General features: G+C 43.6%; 15 protein-coding genes. 6 read left to right on the top strand and 9 right to left on the bottom strand.

Annotated elements, in window-relative coordinates:
- Positions 1-44: 44 nt before the first annotated feature.
- The 5 genes from Xkoz_RS05930 to dnaA all read right to left on the bottom strand — a co-directional run bounded on the left by Xkoz_RS05930 (position 45) and on the right by dnaA (position 7,216).
- The gene (locus Xkoz_RS05930) at positions 45-842 is read right to left on the bottom strand and encodes a GNAT family protein (RefSeq protein ID WP_099141303.1); all 798 of its coding nucleotides are present in this window, start codon (positions 840-842) and stop codon (positions 45-47) included.
- A 340-nt stretch (positions 843-1,182) separates the two neighbouring features.
- Positions 1,183-3,597, bottom strand: a complete 2,415-nt coding sequence (gene gyrB, locus Xkoz_RS05925; RefSeq protein ID WP_099141302.1) for a DNA topoisomerase (ATP-hydrolyzing) subunit B — start codon at positions 3,595-3,597, stop codon at positions 1,183-1,185.
- A gap of 18 nt (positions 3,598-3,615) precedes the next feature.
- Entirely contained in the window at positions 3,616-4,704 is a 1,089-nt protein-coding gene (gene recF / locus Xkoz_RS05920; RefSeq protein WP_099141301.1) for a DNA replication/repair protein RecF, read from the bottom strand.
- 18 nt (positions 4,705-4,722) lie between these two features.
- Entirely contained in the window at positions 4,723-5,823 is a 1,101-nt protein-coding gene (gene dnaN / locus Xkoz_RS05915) for a DNA polymerase III subunit beta (protein ID WP_099141300.1), read from the bottom strand.
- 4 nt (positions 5,824-5,827) lie between these two features.
- Positions 5,828-7,216, bottom strand: coding sequence for a chromosomal replication initiator protein DnaA (gene dnaA, locus Xkoz_RS05910; protein ID WP_099141299.1), 1,389 nt, complete (start codon positions 7,214-7,216; stop codon positions 5,828-5,830).
- A gap of 742 nt (positions 7,217-7,958) precedes the next feature.
- On the opposite strand from dnaA, the gene rpmH reads away from it, so the two are divergent.
- From rpmH to mnmE, 5 genes are all read left to right on the top strand, one after another.
- On the top strand, positions 7,959-8,099 hold the full coding sequence (gene rpmH / locus Xkoz_RS05905) for a 50S ribosomal protein L34 (RefSeq protein WP_099141298.1): 141 nt from the start codon (positions 7,959-7,961) through the stop codon (positions 8,097-8,099).
- Positions 8,100-8,117: 18 nt separating this feature from the next.
- The gene (gene rnpA, locus Xkoz_RS05900) at positions 8,118-8,477 is read left to right on the top strand and encodes a ribonuclease P protein component (protein WP_099141297.1); all 360 of its coding nucleotides are present in this window, start codon (positions 8,118-8,120) and stop codon (positions 8,475-8,477) included.
- Positions 8,441-8,701, top strand: a complete 261-nt coding sequence (yidD, locus tag Xkoz_RS05895; protein WP_099141296.1) for a membrane protein insertion efficiency factor YidD — start codon at positions 8,441-8,443, stop codon at positions 8,699-8,701. The genes rnpA and yidD overlap by 37 nt, the downstream gene beginning before the upstream one ends.
- Positions 8,702-8,703: 2 nt before the next feature.
- A complete protein-coding gene (yidC, locus tag Xkoz_RS05890; protein WP_099141295.1) occupies positions 8,704-10,320 on the top strand; it encodes a membrane protein insertase YidC in 1,617 nt (538 codons plus the stop codon).
- Positions 10,321-10,428: 108 nt separating this feature from the next.
- Positions 10,429-11,793 carry a tRNA uridine-5-carboxymethylaminomethyl(34) synthesis GTPase MnmE gene (gene mnmE / locus Xkoz_RS05885; RefSeq protein ID WP_099141294.1) on the top strand — a complete coding sequence of 455 codons (1,365 nt, stop codon included), beginning with the start codon at positions 10,429-10,431 and terminating at the stop codon, positions 11,791-11,793.
- 143 nt (positions 11,794-11,936) lie between these two features.
- Here the strand turns inward: mnmE and Xkoz_RS05880 are convergent, their stop codons facing one another.
- The 3 genes from Xkoz_RS05880 to Xkoz_RS05870 are packed head-to-tail and all read right to left on the bottom strand — an operon-like array spanning position 11,937 to position 14,830.
- Positions 11,937-13,277: an MFS transporter gene (locus tag Xkoz_RS05880; RefSeq protein ID WP_099141293.1), complete on the bottom strand. Its 1,341-nt coding sequence runs from the start codon at positions 13,275-13,277 to the stop codon at positions 11,937-11,939.
- A complete protein-coding gene (locus tag Xkoz_RS05875; RefSeq protein ID WP_099141292.1) occupies positions 13,277-14,044 on the bottom strand; it encodes a hypothetical protein in 768 nt (255 codons plus the stop codon). Before Xkoz_RS05875 ends, Xkoz_RS05880 begins: the two co-directional genes overlap by 1 nt.
- Positions 14,045-14,047: 3 nt before the next feature.
- Positions 14,048-14,830 carry a 2OG-Fe(II) oxygenase gene (locus tag Xkoz_RS05870; RefSeq protein ID WP_099141291.1) on the bottom strand — a complete coding sequence of 261 codons (783 nt, stop codon included), beginning with the start codon at positions 14,828-14,830 and terminating at the stop codon, positions 14,048-14,050.
- Between the two features lie 381 nt (positions 14,831-15,211).
- Between Xkoz_RS05870 and Xkoz_RS05865 the strand changes: the two genes are divergently transcribed.
- Entirely contained in the window at positions 15,212-15,559 is a 348-nt protein-coding gene (locus Xkoz_RS05865) for a hypothetical protein (RefSeq protein ID WP_099141290.1), read from the top strand.
- A gap of 45 nt (positions 15,560-15,604) precedes the next feature.
- Here Xkoz_RS05865 and Xkoz_RS05860 read toward each other — a convergent pair whose 3' ends face one another.
- Positions 15,605-16,426: an energy transducer TonB gene (locus tag Xkoz_RS05860; RefSeq protein WP_099141289.1), complete on the bottom strand. Its 822-nt coding sequence runs from the start codon at positions 16,424-16,426 to the stop codon at positions 15,605-15,607.
- Between the last annotated feature and the right edge of the window lie 16 nt (positions 16,427-16,442).

The following is a 16,442-nucleotide window of genomic DNA, read 5'->3' as shown; positions in this document are numbered from 1 at the left end:
AGTTTTTGTCATTTTTCATTGAATACTTTTTATTATCGTTAATTTTAGCAAGCTCCTGTAAATCGATAACCCCCATGAGCCGGAGAGAAGATCCAAGCCTTGTTTCCATTAGGGTCTAATATCATCTTCGTATTATCAAGCTCTTTTATACGAATAAATCCCATCCTTTCATAAACGTTTGGAGCGAGTTCATCTGTTGCAATTATGAGTTGTAATTTTCCGAGATAACCCATTTGATAGGACATATTAACGGCTTTTTCCATCAGTAAATAGGAATAATTCTGGATGCTAGGATGGGTTATAAGGTAATTTATCTCAGGGTAGTCCGAGATCGCTTTTACTCCGCTACTTCGAGTATGATATTTTCTAATTAGCATGACCCCGATAGGTTTCGTATTATTGTAACCAACGAAAAAAGTGTAGTTTTGAGTCGCCTCCATTTTATTAAGTCGATTTAAATGATTTTTTAGCTTATTCAAAAGATTATGTGTTATGCAGCATCTCATATCCCATAAATCTTCACGTGTTTTTTCTTGTTTTTTGTATATCTCTTTTTCTCTTTTAGTCATATCATTAATGTGGCTAATCCATCCGTCGGTTATGATTGATGTATAAAGTTGATTGGTTGCTGCTAACCCCTTGTTGAGATCTGTTTCTCTGATTGCTAATTTATATTTTCTGATCAAAATGGGGTTTTTGTAATTAACGTCTATATTCAAAATAGACTTAGGTGGTAAAGCATGAAAAGATGTTGAGCGAGACAAAGAATCAGTTTTTTTTATATCGCTATTATGAGTTTTGCGTATATGACTATTATTAAAAGAGGCGGATCGTTTTAGCATAATGAAATCTCTTCGATTTTAAATACGTTGTCTTGTGGTGAAAGTAGATGATTTGTTTTTTTATGTTTTGTGTGTTGGCGGAGGTAGTCTGCTGTAAGGATAGCGACTTATGTAGAATAAATGAAATATTTTCTTTGTCTATTGGAAGGTTATATTTTTTATTTGTTTTGTAATGTTTTTTAATTTATTGTCTTTTTTATGAATTATAGCAATATGCTGTTAGTTTTATTTTTGCCCTGATTATGGTCATGAATAGAATAATAATGACATATTGAGTGGTCGGGAAATGAAACCCCATACAGGGATCTGTATGAGGTTTTTTATGGTGGGGTAAGGAATATTAAATATCAATATTCGCCGCTTTCAGGGCATTTTCTTCAATAAATGCCCGGCGAGGTTCAACCGCATCCCCCATCAGGGTTGTGAACAGTTGGTCTGTTGCAATCGCATCTTTCACTGTGACACGCATCATACGACGGGTTTCTGGGTTCATGGTCGTTTCCCACAACTGATCAGGGTTCATTTCTCCCAGACCTTTATAGCGTTGGACGGAAAGACCACGGCGTGACTCTTTGGTCAGCCATTCCAGAGACTGTTCAAAGCTGCTGACGACTTGACGACGTTCGCCACGTTCGATGTATGCATCTTCTTCAATCAAATTCCCGATCAATTCACCCAGTTTAGTGATGCGACGATATTCGCCACCGTGGATAAAATCAAAATCCAGATTGTAGTTGGTATCAACGCCATGCGTACGAATGCACAGAATTGGCTCGAAAATCTGGCGTTCACGGTTCTCATGGATTTTATAGCTGTAAGTGCTGGCATTTTGCTCTTTGTCATTCAGGCGAATAGCCAGCGCACTGACCCATTCTTCCACTTTTGCTTGATCGTTTAGCGCATCCTCAACCAGTTTTGGATGGTAAATCAGGTTGGTTAACAGAGCCAGCGGATACATACGCTCCATGCGACGGATGATTTTCTGGGTGGTATTGAATTCAGTCACCAACTTTTCCAGTGCTTCACCTTTCAGGGCTGGGGCATGTGGATTGGTATACAATGCTGCGCCATCCAATGCGATGGACATCAGGTAGGTTTCCATTGCATCGTCATCTTTGATGTACTGCTCTTGTTTGCCTTTCTTCACCTTATACAGCGGTGGCTGGGCAATGTAGACATAGCCACGTTCGATGATTTCTGGCATCTGGCGATAGAAGAAGGTCAGCAACAGGGTACGGATGTGTGAACCATCAACGTCGGCGTCGGTCATGATGATAATGCTGTGATAACGCAGCTTATCGGGGTTGTATTCATCACGGCCAATGCCGCAACCCAAAGCGGTGATCAAGGTGGCCACTTCCTGTGAGGAGAGCATCTTATCAAAGCGCGCTTTCTCAACGTTCAGGATCTTACCTTTCAATGGCAGGATAGCCTGGTTCTTACGGTTACGGCCTTGTTTTGCTGAACCACCCGCAGAATCACCCTCCACTAAATAGAGTTCAGACAGGGCCGGATCGCGCTCTTGGCAGTCAGCCAGTTTGCCGGGTAATCCAGCCAGATCCATTGCCCCCTTGCGGCGGGTCATTTCACGGGCTTTACGGGCGGCTTCACGCGCACGAGCTGCATCAATGATTTTGCTGACGACGGTTTTCGCATCGTTCGGGTTTTCCAGCAGGTATTCTACCAGTTTCTCATTCATCAGCGTTTCGACCACGGTCTTCACTTCGGAAGAAACCAGCTTTTCTTTGGTCTGGGAAGAGAATTTAGGATCAGGTACTTTAACGGAAATGACCGCAATCAAACCTTCACGGGCATCATCACCGGTGGCGCTGACTTTGGATTTTTTGTTGTAACCCTCTTTGTCCATGTAGCTATTGAGGGTACGGGTCATTGCAGCACGGAACCCCACCAGGTGGGCTCCTCCATCGCGCTGAGGAATGTTGTTGGTGAAGCAGTAAATGTTTTCCTGAAAACCGTCATTCCATTGCATGGAAATTTCAACATTAATACCGTCTTTTTCAGTACAGAAATAGAAGACATTTGGGTGAATTGGGTTTTTATTGCGGCTTAGGAATTCAACAAACGCTTTGATCCCCCCTTCATAATGGAAGTGATCTTCGGCACTGGTACGTTTGTCGATTAAACGAATGGAAACACCGGAGTTGAGGAATGATAATTCACGCAGACGCTTTGCCAGAATATCGTATTCAAACTCAGTATTCACCTTAAAGGTATCCATACTTGGCCAGAAACGGACAGTGGTTCCTGTCTGCTCAGTATCACCGACGACTTTCAATGGTGACTGTGGCACGCCCAAACGATAGGTCTGTTCATGAACCTTACCGTCACGGCGGATAGTCAGTTCCAGTTTTTCCGATAAGGCATTAACAACAGAAACCCCCACACCATGCAGCCCACCGGAAACTTTATAGGAGTTATCATCGAATTTACCCCCCGCATGCAGCACGGTCATGATGACTTCTGCTGCTGAAACACCTTCTTCTTCGTGTATGCCGGTAGGAATACCGCGGCCATCATCCTGCACAGAAACGGAATTATCTGCGTGGATTGTGACAACTATTTTGTCACAATGACCTGCGAGGGCTTCGTCGATAGCGTTATCAACAACCTCGAAGACCATGTGGTGTAGGCCAGTACCATCATCGGTATCACCGATATACATGCCTGGACGTTTACGGACGGCATCCAGCCCTTTTAATACCTTGATACTTGAGGAGTCATATGTATTCGACATCAACGTTTCTCGCTCATCTTAATCCTGTGGTTGAACCTCTATTTTGCCATGTTCTACGCGAAACATCCTGCTATTTACATCAATCATGTCTGTAACTTGCCCGGCCGTGATTGCACTGACAAACACTTGGGCTTGCGTAGATTTTAGACGCTCGGCTAATAGCTGACGACGGCCGGCATCCAGTTCTGAGGCAAAATCATCAAGCAGATACAGGCATTTTTGCCCGCTCTGTCGGGTGAAATATTCACCCTGTGCTAACCTCAAAGCACACATCAGTAACTTCAACTGACCACGGGACAGCATATCTTCTACTGGTGTACCGTCCGCTCTGATCCGCAGATCGGCTTTATGCGGGCCGGAAGCGGTATAGGTTAGCGATCTGTCGCGCTCAAACTGCCGCGCGAGCAGTTGTGCATATTCACTCTCTTTGTCCCAACCTTGCTGGAAGCTGATACTGAGTGTGAATTCAGGTAAAAATTGTTTGCAGGTTTTTTCTATGTCTTCGGATATTCCTGCAATATATTCAGCTCGCCATTGACTAATTTCAGTTGCCAGAGGGGCAAGCTCTCGATCCCAATGCTGGATTTGGCTATAGCGGGAGACTTGTCGCAATGCCGCATTCCGTTGCTTAAGTAGCCTTTTCAGGTTGGCCCAGGCAGTAAAAAAGCGAGGCTCGTTATGAAAACAGCCCCAATCAATAAAGGCTCGACGATATTTTGGGCCACCATTGAGTAACGTGAAACCTTCTGGCGTGATGAGTTGCATGGGCAGTATTTTCGCCAACTCAGCAATCCTATGCCCATCACTGCCATCTATCCTGACTTTGCTATCGCCCAGGCGGTTTTTACTTAAGCCTACCGATAACGTACGTTCGGATTGCTGATCAAGCCGCCCATGCAGAATGAATTCTTCGCAATCATGGCGAATTACCCTGCCTGCCTGAATACTGCGAAAAGCACGGCCATGGCCTAATGTGTAAATGGCTTCCAGTATACTTGTTTTGCCACTACCATTTGGCCCAACCAGAAAATTAAAACCGGTCGCCAATGGCAGGTCAGCATCCGCGATATTGCGGAAATCACGGATCAGCAAACGCGAGAGAATCATATCTATGAGTTAAATTTGTTACAGGCGCATTGGCATCACGACATAAGTCGCAGCCTGACTAGCTGAATTCTCAATTTTTACGCTGGATGTGGCATCCGTTAGCAGGAGACTCACTTGCTCACATTTCAAGGCGTTTAAGACATCCAATATGTAGCTGACATTAAAGCCAATTTCCATTTCAGTGCCTGGGTAACTGACATCAACAATTTCTTCTGCCTCTTCCTGTTCAGGATTATTGGCGGTAATTCTAAGTTGGTTCTCGCTTAAGTAGATGCGAACGCCACGGAATTTTTCATTGGACAAAATCGCTGCCCGCGAAAATGCTTGCTTAAGCATGTCACAGTTGGCTTCCAATATCTTATCGGGATTTTTTGGCAATACGCGGCGGTAGTCGGGAAAACGGCCGTCAACCAACTTCGAGGTGAAGGTAAAATCACCAACATGGGCACGAATGTTGTTGCTGCCAATCTGCAATTGTAGCGGGTTGTCTCCGCCATCGAGCAGACGCATTAACTCAATGACTCCCTTGCGAGGGACGATCACGGAATGGGAAGGCAGATTTTGCCCAATATTCATGGAACAAACGGCTAAACGGTGCCCGTCTGTGGCGATGGTACGCAGCTCTTCGCCTTCTGTTTCAAATAACATGCCATTCAAATAATAGCGAACATCCTGATGCGCCATGGAAAATTGCGTGGATTCGATCAGGCGTTTCAGTGTGGCCTGGGGCAGCGAAAATTCGACCTCGCTCTGCCAGTCATCAAGATTGGGAAAATCTGAAGCGGGTAAAGTCGAGAGTGAAAAACGGCTGCGGCCAGAACGGACGAGAATGCGATCGCCATCCAGTTCTACGCTGATTTCTGCGCCATCAGGCAATCCGCGCCAGATATCAAAGAACTTACGTGCCGGGACAGTGGTTGCACCTTGTTCATGTGGCTGGGTAAGTGTAACCCGCGCCCTCATCTCCATTTCTAAATCAGTGCCCGTTAGCAGCAGGGAACCTTCTGTTACCTGCAACAATAAATTGCCTAAAATAGGCAAAGTGGGACGACCTCCCAAGGGGCTGCTAACCTGCTGCAAAGGTTTTAATAATTGCTCACGTTCAATGATAAATTTCATAGCGCTAGGAAGATAATGTTCTGATTAAGTTAGAAAAATCTTCTTTGATGTCATGACTCTCTTCACGCAGTTGTTCGATTTTTCTACAAGCATGAAGTACGGTTGTATGGTCACGTCCACCAAAGGCATCCCCGATTTCAGGCAAGCTGTGGTTTGTCAGCTCTTTTGCTAGCGCCATTGCCATTTGTCTCGGACGGGCAACAGAGCGTGAACGGCGCTTGGAAAGCAGATCAGCAACCTTGATTTTGTAATATTCAGCGACAGTTTTCTGGATATTATCAATGGTTACCAGCTTTTCTTGTAGAGCCAATAGATCACGTAATGCTTCGCGTACAAAATCAATAGTAATCGCACGGCCGGTAAAATTAGCATTGGCGATGACGCGATTCAAAGCGCCTTCGAGTTCACGAACGTTAGATCGCAGGCGTTTAGCAATAAAGAAAGCGACTTCCCCGGGTAACTGGATTTGATTCTCGTCAGCCTTCTTCATCAGAATGGCAACGCGAGTTTCCAGCTCCGGCGGCTCAATAGCAACGGTCAATCCCCAGCCAAAACGAGATTTTAACCGATCTTCGACGCCATTTATCTCTTTCGGATAGCGATCTGATGTCAGAATAATCTGTTGATTTCCTTCTAACAGTGCATTGAACGTGTGAAAGAATTCTTCTTGGGATCGCTCTTTATTGGCAAAAAACTGAATATCATCGATCAGCAAGGCATCCACTGAGCGATAATAACGTTTGAATTCTTCTATGGCATTGTTTTGTAATGCTTTTACCATATCCTGAACGAAGCGTTCAGAGTGCATGTAAACGACTTTTGCATTAGCCTTACGTGCCATAATGCTATTGCCGACCGCGTGCAAAAGGTGGGTTTTACCCAATCCGGTTCCGCCATAGAGGAACAGAGGATTGTATGCCCCTCCTGGATTATCTGCCACTTGTCTGGCAGCCGCTCTGGCGAGCTGGTTGGATTTACCTTCGACAAAGTTATCGAACGTATGCTTGGGATTAACATTGGAACGATAGGATAATTCAGGCTGGGCTTTTGCATTGTCCCAGCTTGGGCGTACTGATGAATTGGACGGTGCAGTAGCCACCGGCATATCGGCAATGATTCTCTGAGAGGTAGACCGATTTGGTGAAACAGGCTTATTCCCTACTTCAAAACGCAGTAACGGTACTTCAGGACCACAGAAATCATTTAATAACAAATTGATATTATTAATATATTTTTCCCTTACCCAATCCAACACAAAACGGTTGGGGGCATAGAGAGCCAAAGTGTTATCACTCAGTTCTGCCTGAAGGGGTCGTATCCACATACTGAATTCTGTGGCAGGTAACTCATCCTGCAATCGGGCAAGACATTGCTGCCAAAGCGAAAGTGACACGGCGAACTCCCCTAAAACAAGACCAATAAAAGAAACCGAAATAAAAGATACGTTATACTGGGCACAAGGCGTTATTCCCCATCGGTGAGGAAGATAGCACGTACCTTGTGGCGATTTTTTAACATCATCGCTCCCCCAAAGATCCACATAATCTGCATATCGAGAGATCGGGATCAACGATCATAACGCAAAAGACGACACAAATCCTCATTCTTTTACACAGCTTTGACGCTTTTTATCCACAGGGAGATCACCACGCTAATTGGTACTTGCAGAATATAAAGGCCTGTAAGAGATACTGTAGTGTAATCATGGCATATAGCAAACCTCATTTAACTCGCGTTTGAAATTCAATGGAGAAATAATGTTATGTTCGCGCACGTAAAACACAATGATCTGTGTATGATCCTTGCGCTTTACTACACAGTCCGTATAATCTTGCACCCTACGTGTTATGCCAACGATTTTTCCGGTTATGTCTGGTGAGGATTTGGGATAAGCACTTCGGGTAGCAAAAAGTCTGACCCTATCTGTTAGCGGTTGATTGAAGTAAAAAAATCCGACAGAAAGGCGGTTAGGCTCGCGTCATCTTGGATTGACTTGGGGTAGTACATTTTATTACAATCCTGCCTCTTTCTCTATATTGATGTTGCGACTGAGGCATCGGTGTCTACTTATTCTCACTGGTCGCCAACGCATTTGCTGAATCAGTAAACAAATTTTAAGCTAGGTAGAAATCGCTATGAAACGCACTTTTCAACCATCCGTACTGAAGCGTAACCGTACTCACGGTTTCCGTTCTCGTATGGCCACTAAAAATGGTCGTCAGGTTCTGGCTCGCCGTCGTGCGAAAGGCCGTTCTCGTTTGACCGTTTCTAAGTAATAAAGCTAACCATACCAAGTGGTTAAGCTCGCTTTTCCGAGGGAGTTACGTTTGTTAACTCCCGAGCGTTTCACTTATGTTTTCCAGCAGCCGCAACGGGCAAGCTCCGCAGAGATAACGATTCTTGGGCGCTTGAATGAGCTGGGGCATCCCCGCATCGGTCTAACCGTCGCCAAAAAAAATGTTAAACGCGCTCATGAGCGTAATCGTATCAAGCGACTCGCTCGTGAAAGTTTTCGTTTAAACCAACATGAATTGCCTCCAATGGATTTTGTGGTTTTGGTGAGGAAAGGGGTCGCTGAGCTTGATAACCGTGAGCTAACGGAAGCTTTGGGCAAATTATGGCGTCGTCACTGTCGCTTGGCTCGCGCCTCCTGATTGCTTTGATCAGAGGCTATCAGTTAGTGATTAGTCCACTGCTGGGGCCTCGTTGTCGTTTCAATCCTACCTGCTCCCACTATGGTATAGAGGCATTGAGCAGGTTTGGATTGATAAAAGGCAGTTGGTTAACAGTGAAACGCATATTAAAATGCCACCCTTTACACGAAGGTGGTGATGATCCTGTCCCACCTAGAAAAAACGACGATAACAGAGAACATTAACGATGGATTCGCAACGCAATCTTCTTCTCATCGCTTTGCTGTTTGTTTCGTTCTTGATCTGGCAAGCGTGGGAGAGTGATAAAAACCCACAACCAACGACCCAGATCACGCAGCAAACAAATACTACGCTGAGTAACGAAACAAGCAGTGGGCAAGGTAAACTGATCACCGTGAAAACGGATGTGCTTTCATTGCATATCAATGTTCGTGGCGGTGATATCGAGGAGGCTGATTTGCTGGCCTATCCTGATACACTCGGTTCCAAAACTCCGTTCAAATTGTTGGAAACAACCCCTGAATTCACCTATCAGGCTCAAAGCGGGTTAACGGGTACTAATGGTCCAGATAATCAAGCTGAACGCCCACTTTATCACACCACTCAGAATAGCTTTGTTTTGGCTGATGGTCAGAATGAATTGCGTATTCCAATGACTTATACCGCGCCGGATGGCGTTGTTTATGTCAAAACCTTCGTTCTAAAACGGGGTGACTATACGGTTTCTGTTGATTACAACATTAATAACGTCACTGATAAGCCATTGCAGATGGCGTTTTTCGGTCAGTTGAAGCAGAGCATTGAGCTACCAAAACACCGTGATACTGCCAGCAGCAACTTTGCTCTGCATACTTATCGTGGTGCGGCTTACTCTTCTGATGAAGCAAAATACGAAAAATACAAGTTTGATGATATTGAAAGTAAAGCGCTTTCCGTGACGACAAAAGGCGGCTGGATAGCGATGCTCCAGCAATATTTCGCCACTGCGTGGGTTCCGGGAGAAGGCAAAACCAGTACTTTCTATACCATTGACCTGAAAAACCAAAATATGGCGATCATCGGGTACAAGGGTGAAAACATCAATATTGCTGCAAATAGCCAGCAAAATATCTCTTCTACCCTGTGGATTGGCCCTGAAATTCAGGACAAAATGGCGGCAGTTGCACCACATCTCGATCTGACCGTTGATTACGGCTGGTTGTGGTTTATTTCTCAGCCGTTATTCAAGTTGCTGAAATTCCTGCATGAATTCATAGGTAACTGGGGTTTCTCCATTATTGCGATCACCTTTATCGTGCGCGGTATCATGTACCCGCTGACTAAAGCGCAATATACCTCAATGGCGAAAATGCGTCTGTTGCAGCCAAAAATCACGGCGATGCGTGAGCGTATTGGTGATGACCGCCAGCGCATGAGCCAGGAAATGATGGCGTTGTACAAGACAGAGAAAGTGAATCCATTGGGTGGCTGTCTGCCTCTGGTTATTCAGATGCCAATCTTCCTGGCGCTGTATTACATGTTGATGGGTTCTGTTGAATTGCGTCATGCCCCATTTATCGGTTGGATTAAGGACTTGTCTGCTCAAGACCCTTATTACATCCTGCCATTGCTGATGGGGGCGACCATGTTCTTTATCCAGAAAATGTCACCCACTACGGTGACTGACCCAATGCAGCAGAAGATCATGACCTATATGCCTGTCGTGTTTACGATCTTCTTCCTGTGGTTCCCATCTGGTCTGGTGCTGTACTATATCGTCAGTAACTTGGTGACTATTATCCAGCAGCAAGTGATTTATCGCGGTCTGGAAAAACGTGGTTTGCATACTCGCGATAAGAAGTAGTTCTTTTTTAAGAACTCCTTTTTAAAATTTAACGGGAAGGCGGTCATTGGCCGCCTTTATTATTTTAGTTTTGAAAGATAACGAATATAGGTCAAAAGAGAGAATTTCATGAATACCACCGATACGATAGTCGCTCAGGCCACGCCTCCGGGACGAGGCGGTGTAGGCATTCTGCGTATTTCTGGCCCTAAATCGGCAGACGTTGCTGAGGTGGTATTGGGCAAACTCCCAAAACCTCGTTATGCTGATTACCTGCCTTTCCGTGACGCAGATGGCTCTGTACTTGATCAAGGCATTGCGCTTTACTTCCCTGGCCCTAACTCATTTACGGGGGAAGATGTTCTGGAGCTTCAAGGGCACGGAGGTCCAGTCATTCTGGATTTGCTGTTAAAGCGTATTTTGACCATTTCCGGTGTACGCATTGCCAACCCTGGCGAGTTCTCTGAACGGGCGTTCCTCAACGATAAGCTCGACTTAGCGCAGGCAGAAGCCATTGCGGATTTGATTGACGCCAGCTCCGAACAGGCGGCACGTTCTGCGATGAATTCTTTGCAAGGTGCGTTCTCCAACCAAGTTCATCAAATGGTGGAAGCGCTAACTAACCTGCGGATTTACGTTGAAGCCGCGATTGATTTTCCTGATGAAGAGATTGATTTTCTTTCTGATGGCAAGATAGAAGCCAAGTTGGATGAAGTTATCGCAGAACTGGGGCACGTTCGTTCACAGGCACGTCAGGGCAGTTTGTTACGTGAAGGCATGAAAGTTGTGATTGCCGGGCGTCCGAATGCGGGTAAATCCAGCTTGCTCAATGCATTGGCTGGCCGTGAAGCGGCGATTGTGACTGATATTGCGGGCACAACGCGCGATGTTTTGCGTGAACATATCCATATTGATGGGATGCCACTGCATGTGATTGATACCGCAGGATTACGCGAAGCCAGTGATGAGGTAGAACGTATCGGCATTGAGCGGGCATGGCAGGAAATCGAGCAGGCGGATCGGGTGCTGTTTATGGTCGACAGTACGACAACGGATGCCGTTGAACCTGCCCAAATCTGGCCGGAGTTTATGGCTAAGTTACCGGAATCGCTGCCTATTACCGTCATTCGTAATAAGACCGATATGACAGGGGAAGCAACGGGCTTTGCAGAAATCAAGGGTTATACATTAATCCGTCTTTCAGCCCGTGATGGACAAGGTGTCGATTTTCTGCGCGATCATCTAAAAGAGACGATGGGCTTTAACGGCAATACAGAAGGCGGTTTCCTTGCCCGTCGTCGTCATTTGCAGGCATTAAACACGGCGGCGGAACATTTGCAGGAAGGCCATCAACAGCTCGTTTTTGCCCGTTCAGGAGAATTGTTGGCAGAAGAATTACGGTTGGCACAGCAAGCATTGAGTGAAATCACCGGTGAATTCACTTCCGATGATTTACTTGGCCGGATTTTTTCCAGTTTTTGTATTGGGAAGTAAGATTGCAAAAAATAAAGTCCGCTTGCGGAGGCTCTTCTACTACTGTGTGAAGAAAATCTGATTAAAGCAAGGCGCTGGATAAAATACCAGCGCTTTATCATTAATCTGGTAACGCTTTATTTTTCCATAATGAGCCACTGGGATTATTTTCGATTGAGAAAATAACAGATAAAAGTAAAGACTAATGCAAATCCAGCCAAAAATAACATCAGGGCTTGATAACCTTGGATCAATGTATTGAAGCGAGCTAACACAAATACAGCAAAAGCAATACCACAAGCTCCCCCTACATTATGAATAGTCCATGAAGTTCCCATGGCAACAGCAGCCTGTGCACGCGGCAGAGAATTCAGGGCAATTAATGTTGATGGACCAAGAATCGATCCCCATCCCATACCAAATAACAGTAGTGGGACAATGAACCACCCGGCATTTACCTGTGTTGAGGCGAGTGCAAGGAAAGCGGCAGCGGCGACAAACAGTAGCAAGCCAACTAAAATGATTCGTTGCGGGCCAAATTTTTCACTGCGGTTACCGACCCAGGGAGAAGTTAAGGCAAACATAACGGTGGCAGGGAGCAAGAACAGACCTATCTCGATATCATTTTTCCCCAATTGCCCTGCGAAAAACATAGGTAATGTCAGCAGAACTGTGCAATAGAAAAAAGCAAGGAAAAATGTTGCAAGTAGTGCAGAGACAAAACGCATTTTGCGGAAAAAATGGAATTCAACAATTGGCTCTGGTGTTCTTAACTCATGCCATATAAAGATCAACAATGCTATAACTGCAATAGCCAATAGACTCCATTGTTGCAGGGCATTTCCATCCAAAGAGAAATAACTGACTAAACTTATTAGAAAAATGATCAAGAAAACACAACCAAATATATCTAATTTTTTCACTTTTTCGGTTTTATATTCAGGTATGGACCAGGCACATAGAATAAAACTAATAATGATAAAAGGAATATTTATCAAGAATGCGTAACGCCAATCTATAATGCCTGCAAATAAACCCCCGATAATTGGGCCTATTGCAAGCCCAAGTCCATTAACTCCAAATAAGATACCAAGCGCTTTTCCTTGTTCATGTTCATCAAATAAGTAAGAAATAATAGCCCCAGAAACAGTGTAGAGAATGGCACAACCAATTCCTTGAATAAATCTAAAGGTAGTGATGGCGGCAAGATTTGTTGCGAGGCCAACCAGTAATGATGCTGTGCCAAACAGAATTAATCCCCACAATAATATTTTTTTGCGCCCGCGACTATCAGCCAATGTCCCGACCGGGACCATAAAGGCGGAAAGAGCTATCATAAATATAGAAGTAACCCATTGTGTTTCCCTCAACGAGGTATTAAATTCCCGTCCAATGGCAGGAATAATAGTATTCACAACGGTGAGATCTATACATCCAAGAAAACTTGCAATACATATTCCAATTAATCCGGTATATTTTCGGGTTGCAATAACTGATTTACTCATCAACTAGCTCCTTTTGTTCTATACCTGTCGTCTTTCAAGTTGCCGCTTTGTTGGCTGCGCTGCATCTTGGAATCCATAGGGTATATATTAATAAGTAATTGCGATTTTTTCTTAAATTTTAAAGAAAGCCAGTTAACATACTCATTATGTGATTTTTCAACAAAAATTTCTCTGGTTTTACTCATTGCCGCCGTCATTTGTTTTGGATAGATGATAAAGTCAATGCCATCATTGGCCCACATTGGCATAATGACAGGACATTCTTCTAGTATGTAAAAAAGTGATCGATAAAAAGTACCTTCATATTCTGCTGTTCCATATTTGATATTATTTCTTTCTGAAAATACATTGATAGTTTCATTAATGCATGAACGATAGTATTTATTAGAGTAATATTCATTCAGAATACGGTTATAGTAATATTTATAGTCTTCACGTTTAAGATAGACATCCCAGCGAATAATTTCATGAGGTATTGTTAAGTTAGACAGAGTCTCTACATTATTCTTAAGCCATTCATTTCCTTTTGTCAAACTGTACTGGTAGTTATCACGAGCTGTGCCTGTACTATAGTTATGTCGTTGTAAAGAATCTGCTATAGCAATTATACATCTACTAAAACCGGATTGATTTATTTTATCTATTGTTGCAGAAAGTTTTTCTCCTTCATGATATTCTTTTCCCACGCTGATAAGTAGAAGCACTGTTTTATCTATATAATGATCAGCTTTAAATTTTCCTTGCGCTTGTAATGAAACTTTGTACATTTATCAACTCCAATAAATTAATGGGTCATTTTCAGATATAATTCCAATAAAAGAACTAAGGGTTATACGATCTTGCTCTTTAACTGGTCGAACGGCATGTATAAAACGAGGGTTTAATATGATTAAATCACGCACTTGTGGTTTAATAATTAAATCAGGCATAGGCATATCGTGGCGATTAATACCATAATGCCGTGTTCCTTTTAGGCGTTCATATTCTAAAGTACTAGGTTGAATGTCCCACATTTCAAGCTCTCCACCGTGTTCAGGAACCTGCATGTAGATATTGGCTGAAAGTTGGTATTGTAATGTCCAATCAGTATCAGGAGGAAGTGTCCATTCTAAACTATCAATATGAGGTTCAAGATCAACATTTGGAGTAAGATAACGGCAAACACCGACAAAGCATTTTTGTTTTTTAACTGATAATAAACGTGCTCCTTCCGGCCAAATATCATCTAATAATGTCCTGAAATAATCTACTGGTGAAGCTAATTCACCAAATATATCACGTATCCGTTGAATATTTTTTATTGCTTGTTGATGATATTCTTTCCTTACCTCGTCTGTCTTTATCTCAGCATAAGCTATACCAAGTCGAGTAAACTCTCTAGCATGTCCGAGAGCTCCCTTATCCTGATGAACAAATAATCGTTCTTTTGCTCTCTCAATAACGGAAGTTTGAACGAAATTAGGTATTCTTATGGCTAATGCATCACCAGTGCATAGTGAACGGAGATGGTTACTTGTTAGGGATTTCACATCAACTTCTATTACTTTTCTCATATTAGCTCCTTATGAAAATCAGAGAAATAACATTGCATATAGATAATGTTAAATAAATAATAATTCTTTACTTATAACTGATTATTAAAAATAACGTGTATTTATACGCAACAAACCTGAAGATGTATGATGCCTAAATTTTATTATATTGATTTTAAATAATTATATATCATGATAAACCAGCATCTTGAATTTATACCAATCTAACTTCAAGATGCGTGTGATTTCTCCCCGCGAAGCGGGGAGAAATCAGGTTTCATATAGTGTTGTAAATTGCAACTTGAAGTTTAATGCGTATAAATGATTATAAATTAATGGATTATTTTTATCCGTAACGAATTTTTATCATATTATGGTTTTAATAAGTAACTAACCTCAATTATGGATAAGGAATTGACGAATTGCCTGTTCCAGGAGCAAAGTTTTGGTGCTCACCAAAAACCGCTCTGGGGAGGAACAGGTAATGAACAAATCCGAACGTTAATTATTCATGGTGTCCGCGCGGTGATGCAGGGCGTACAAAAACGGGATGATCTTTTAGGAGAGTGGCTAAGAGCCATGATTACCCGATGTGGTGCCATGAAAGCCGTGGTTGCTTTAGCCAACAAACTGACCCGAATTATCTGGCGTGTTCTGACGGATAAGGTTGATTATAAAATGTATATACCCTATGGATTTCAAGATGCAGCGCCGCCAACAAAGCGGCAATTTGAAAGACGACGGGGATAAATGTTTTCTCCACAACCCTCGCCCCTTTTGGGAGCGAGGTGGCACTTACCTCAAGGTAAAATCAAGTGTCAGTGTCACATTAGGCGCTGTGCCCGTGGGTATAGAACCAACTGAATTGGCATGATTGATCGCATCAAGTGCGGCATTATCCAGGATATTATTGCCGGAGGAATTAACGACCTTGGCAGCGGTTAATGTGCCGTCAGCGAGTAGGGTAAAGCTAACGGTGACAATACCTTGTTGTTTCATCCTCTTTGCCTTGCGGGGATAGCGTTTATGGCGTTCAATTTCTTGCCGCAGTCTTGCATAGTAGTTGTCCACTTCACTATTTCCTTGCCCGACTAAAGGTTGTGATGTTGCCGCGCGGCTCATACTGCTTTCTGAATTAGCCTGATCGTTACCGTGCGTTTCCTGCTCTACCTGATTGTCTTTCTGTACCTGCGGTGATTGGGACGATTTTTTATCTGCCACTTCCTGTTGTATTTCTTTCCGCTGCTTTTGGCGTTTTTGGGCTGGGTGAGTTTCCGGCGGTTTTATTGCTTTCTTTTCAAGGTGTATAGCTTTATCCAGCACGAGCTTCGGTTTTGTCGGTGATTCCGGTGCAGTCAAAAGTGGGGATAGAGGAGAAACAGGCTCCGGCTTATTTTCCTGCGATGGGGCTGCAACCATCGTAATGGATAGCCCCGTAGTAGAAGCGTTATTGTTGATATGATGTGCCGTGTCATCATCATACGAAGTGTGTCGGTTAAACAGCCATATCAGACTGGTATGCAATAAAATGGCGATTAGGATACCAACCAGCACTCTCCTCCTGGGGATCAATGGAAAACAAGTGGCTGGATTATCGAATATGGCTGTATTGGTCATACTATCCTCTAATAAA

The sequence above is a fragment of the Xenorhabdus kozodoii genome, from assembly GCF_002632875.1.
In the GTDB taxonomy this organism is placed as follows: Bacteria; Pseudomonadota; Gammaproteobacteria; order Enterobacterales; family Enterobacteriaceae; genus Xenorhabdus; species Xenorhabdus kozodoii.
The sequence above is the reverse complement of the archived record's forward strand: the minus strand, read 5'-3'. Positions and strand labels throughout refer to the sequence as shown.

What these genes read in the sequence shown, in the direction of transcription:
- Xkoz_RS05930 (WP_099141303.1), bottom strand. Translation starts at nt 842, where the DNA reads ATGCTAAAACGATCCGCCTCTTTTAATAATAGTCATATACGCAAAACT.
- gyrB (WP_099141302.1), bottom strand. Translation starts at nt 3,597, where the DNA reads ATGTCGAATACATATGACTCCTCAAGTATCAAGGTATTAAAAGGGCTG.
- recF (WP_099141301.1), bottom strand. Translation starts at nt 4,704, where the DNA reads ATGATTCTCTCGCGTTTGCTGATCCGTGATTTCCGCAATATCGCGGAT.
- dnaN (WP_099141300.1), bottom strand. Translation starts at nt 5,823, where the DNA reads ATGAAATTTATCATTGAACGTGAGCAATTATTAAAACCTTTGCAGCAG.
- rpmH (WP_099141298.1), top strand. Translation starts at nt 7,959, where the DNA reads ATGAAACGCACTTTTCAACCATCCGTACTGAAGCGTAACCGTACTCAC.
- yidD (WP_099141296.1), top strand. Translation starts at nt 8,441, where the DNA reads ATGGCGTCGTCACTGTCGCTTGGCTCGCGCCTCCTGATTGCTTTGATC.
- yidC (WP_099141295.1), top strand. Translation starts at nt 8,704, where the DNA reads ATGGATTCGCAACGCAATCTTCTTCTCATCGCTTTGCTGTTTGTTTCG.
- mnmE (WP_099141294.1), top strand. Translation starts at nt 10,429, where the DNA reads ATGAATACCACCGATACGATAGTCGCTCAGGCCACGCCTCCGGGACGA.
- Xkoz_RS05880 (WP_099141293.1), bottom strand. Translation starts at nt 13,277, where the DNA reads ATGAGTAAATCAGTTATTGCAACCCGAAAATATACCGGATTAATTGGA.
- Xkoz_RS05875 (WP_099141292.1), bottom strand. Translation starts at nt 14,044, where the DNA reads ATGTACAAAGTTTCATTACAAGCGCAAGGAAAATTTAAAGCTGATCAT.
- Xkoz_RS05870 (WP_099141291.1), bottom strand. Translation starts at nt 14,830, where the DNA reads ATGAGAAAAGTAATAGAAGTTGATGTGAAATCCCTAACAAGTAACCAT.
- Xkoz_RS05865 (WP_099141290.1), top strand. Translation starts at nt 15,212, where the DNA reads ATGGATAAGGAATTGACGAATTGCCTGTTCCAGGAGCAAAGTTTTGGT.
- Xkoz_RS05860 (WP_099141289.1), bottom strand. Translation starts at nt 16,426, where the DNA reads ATGACCAATACAGCCATATTCGATAATCCAGCCACTTGTTTTCCATTG.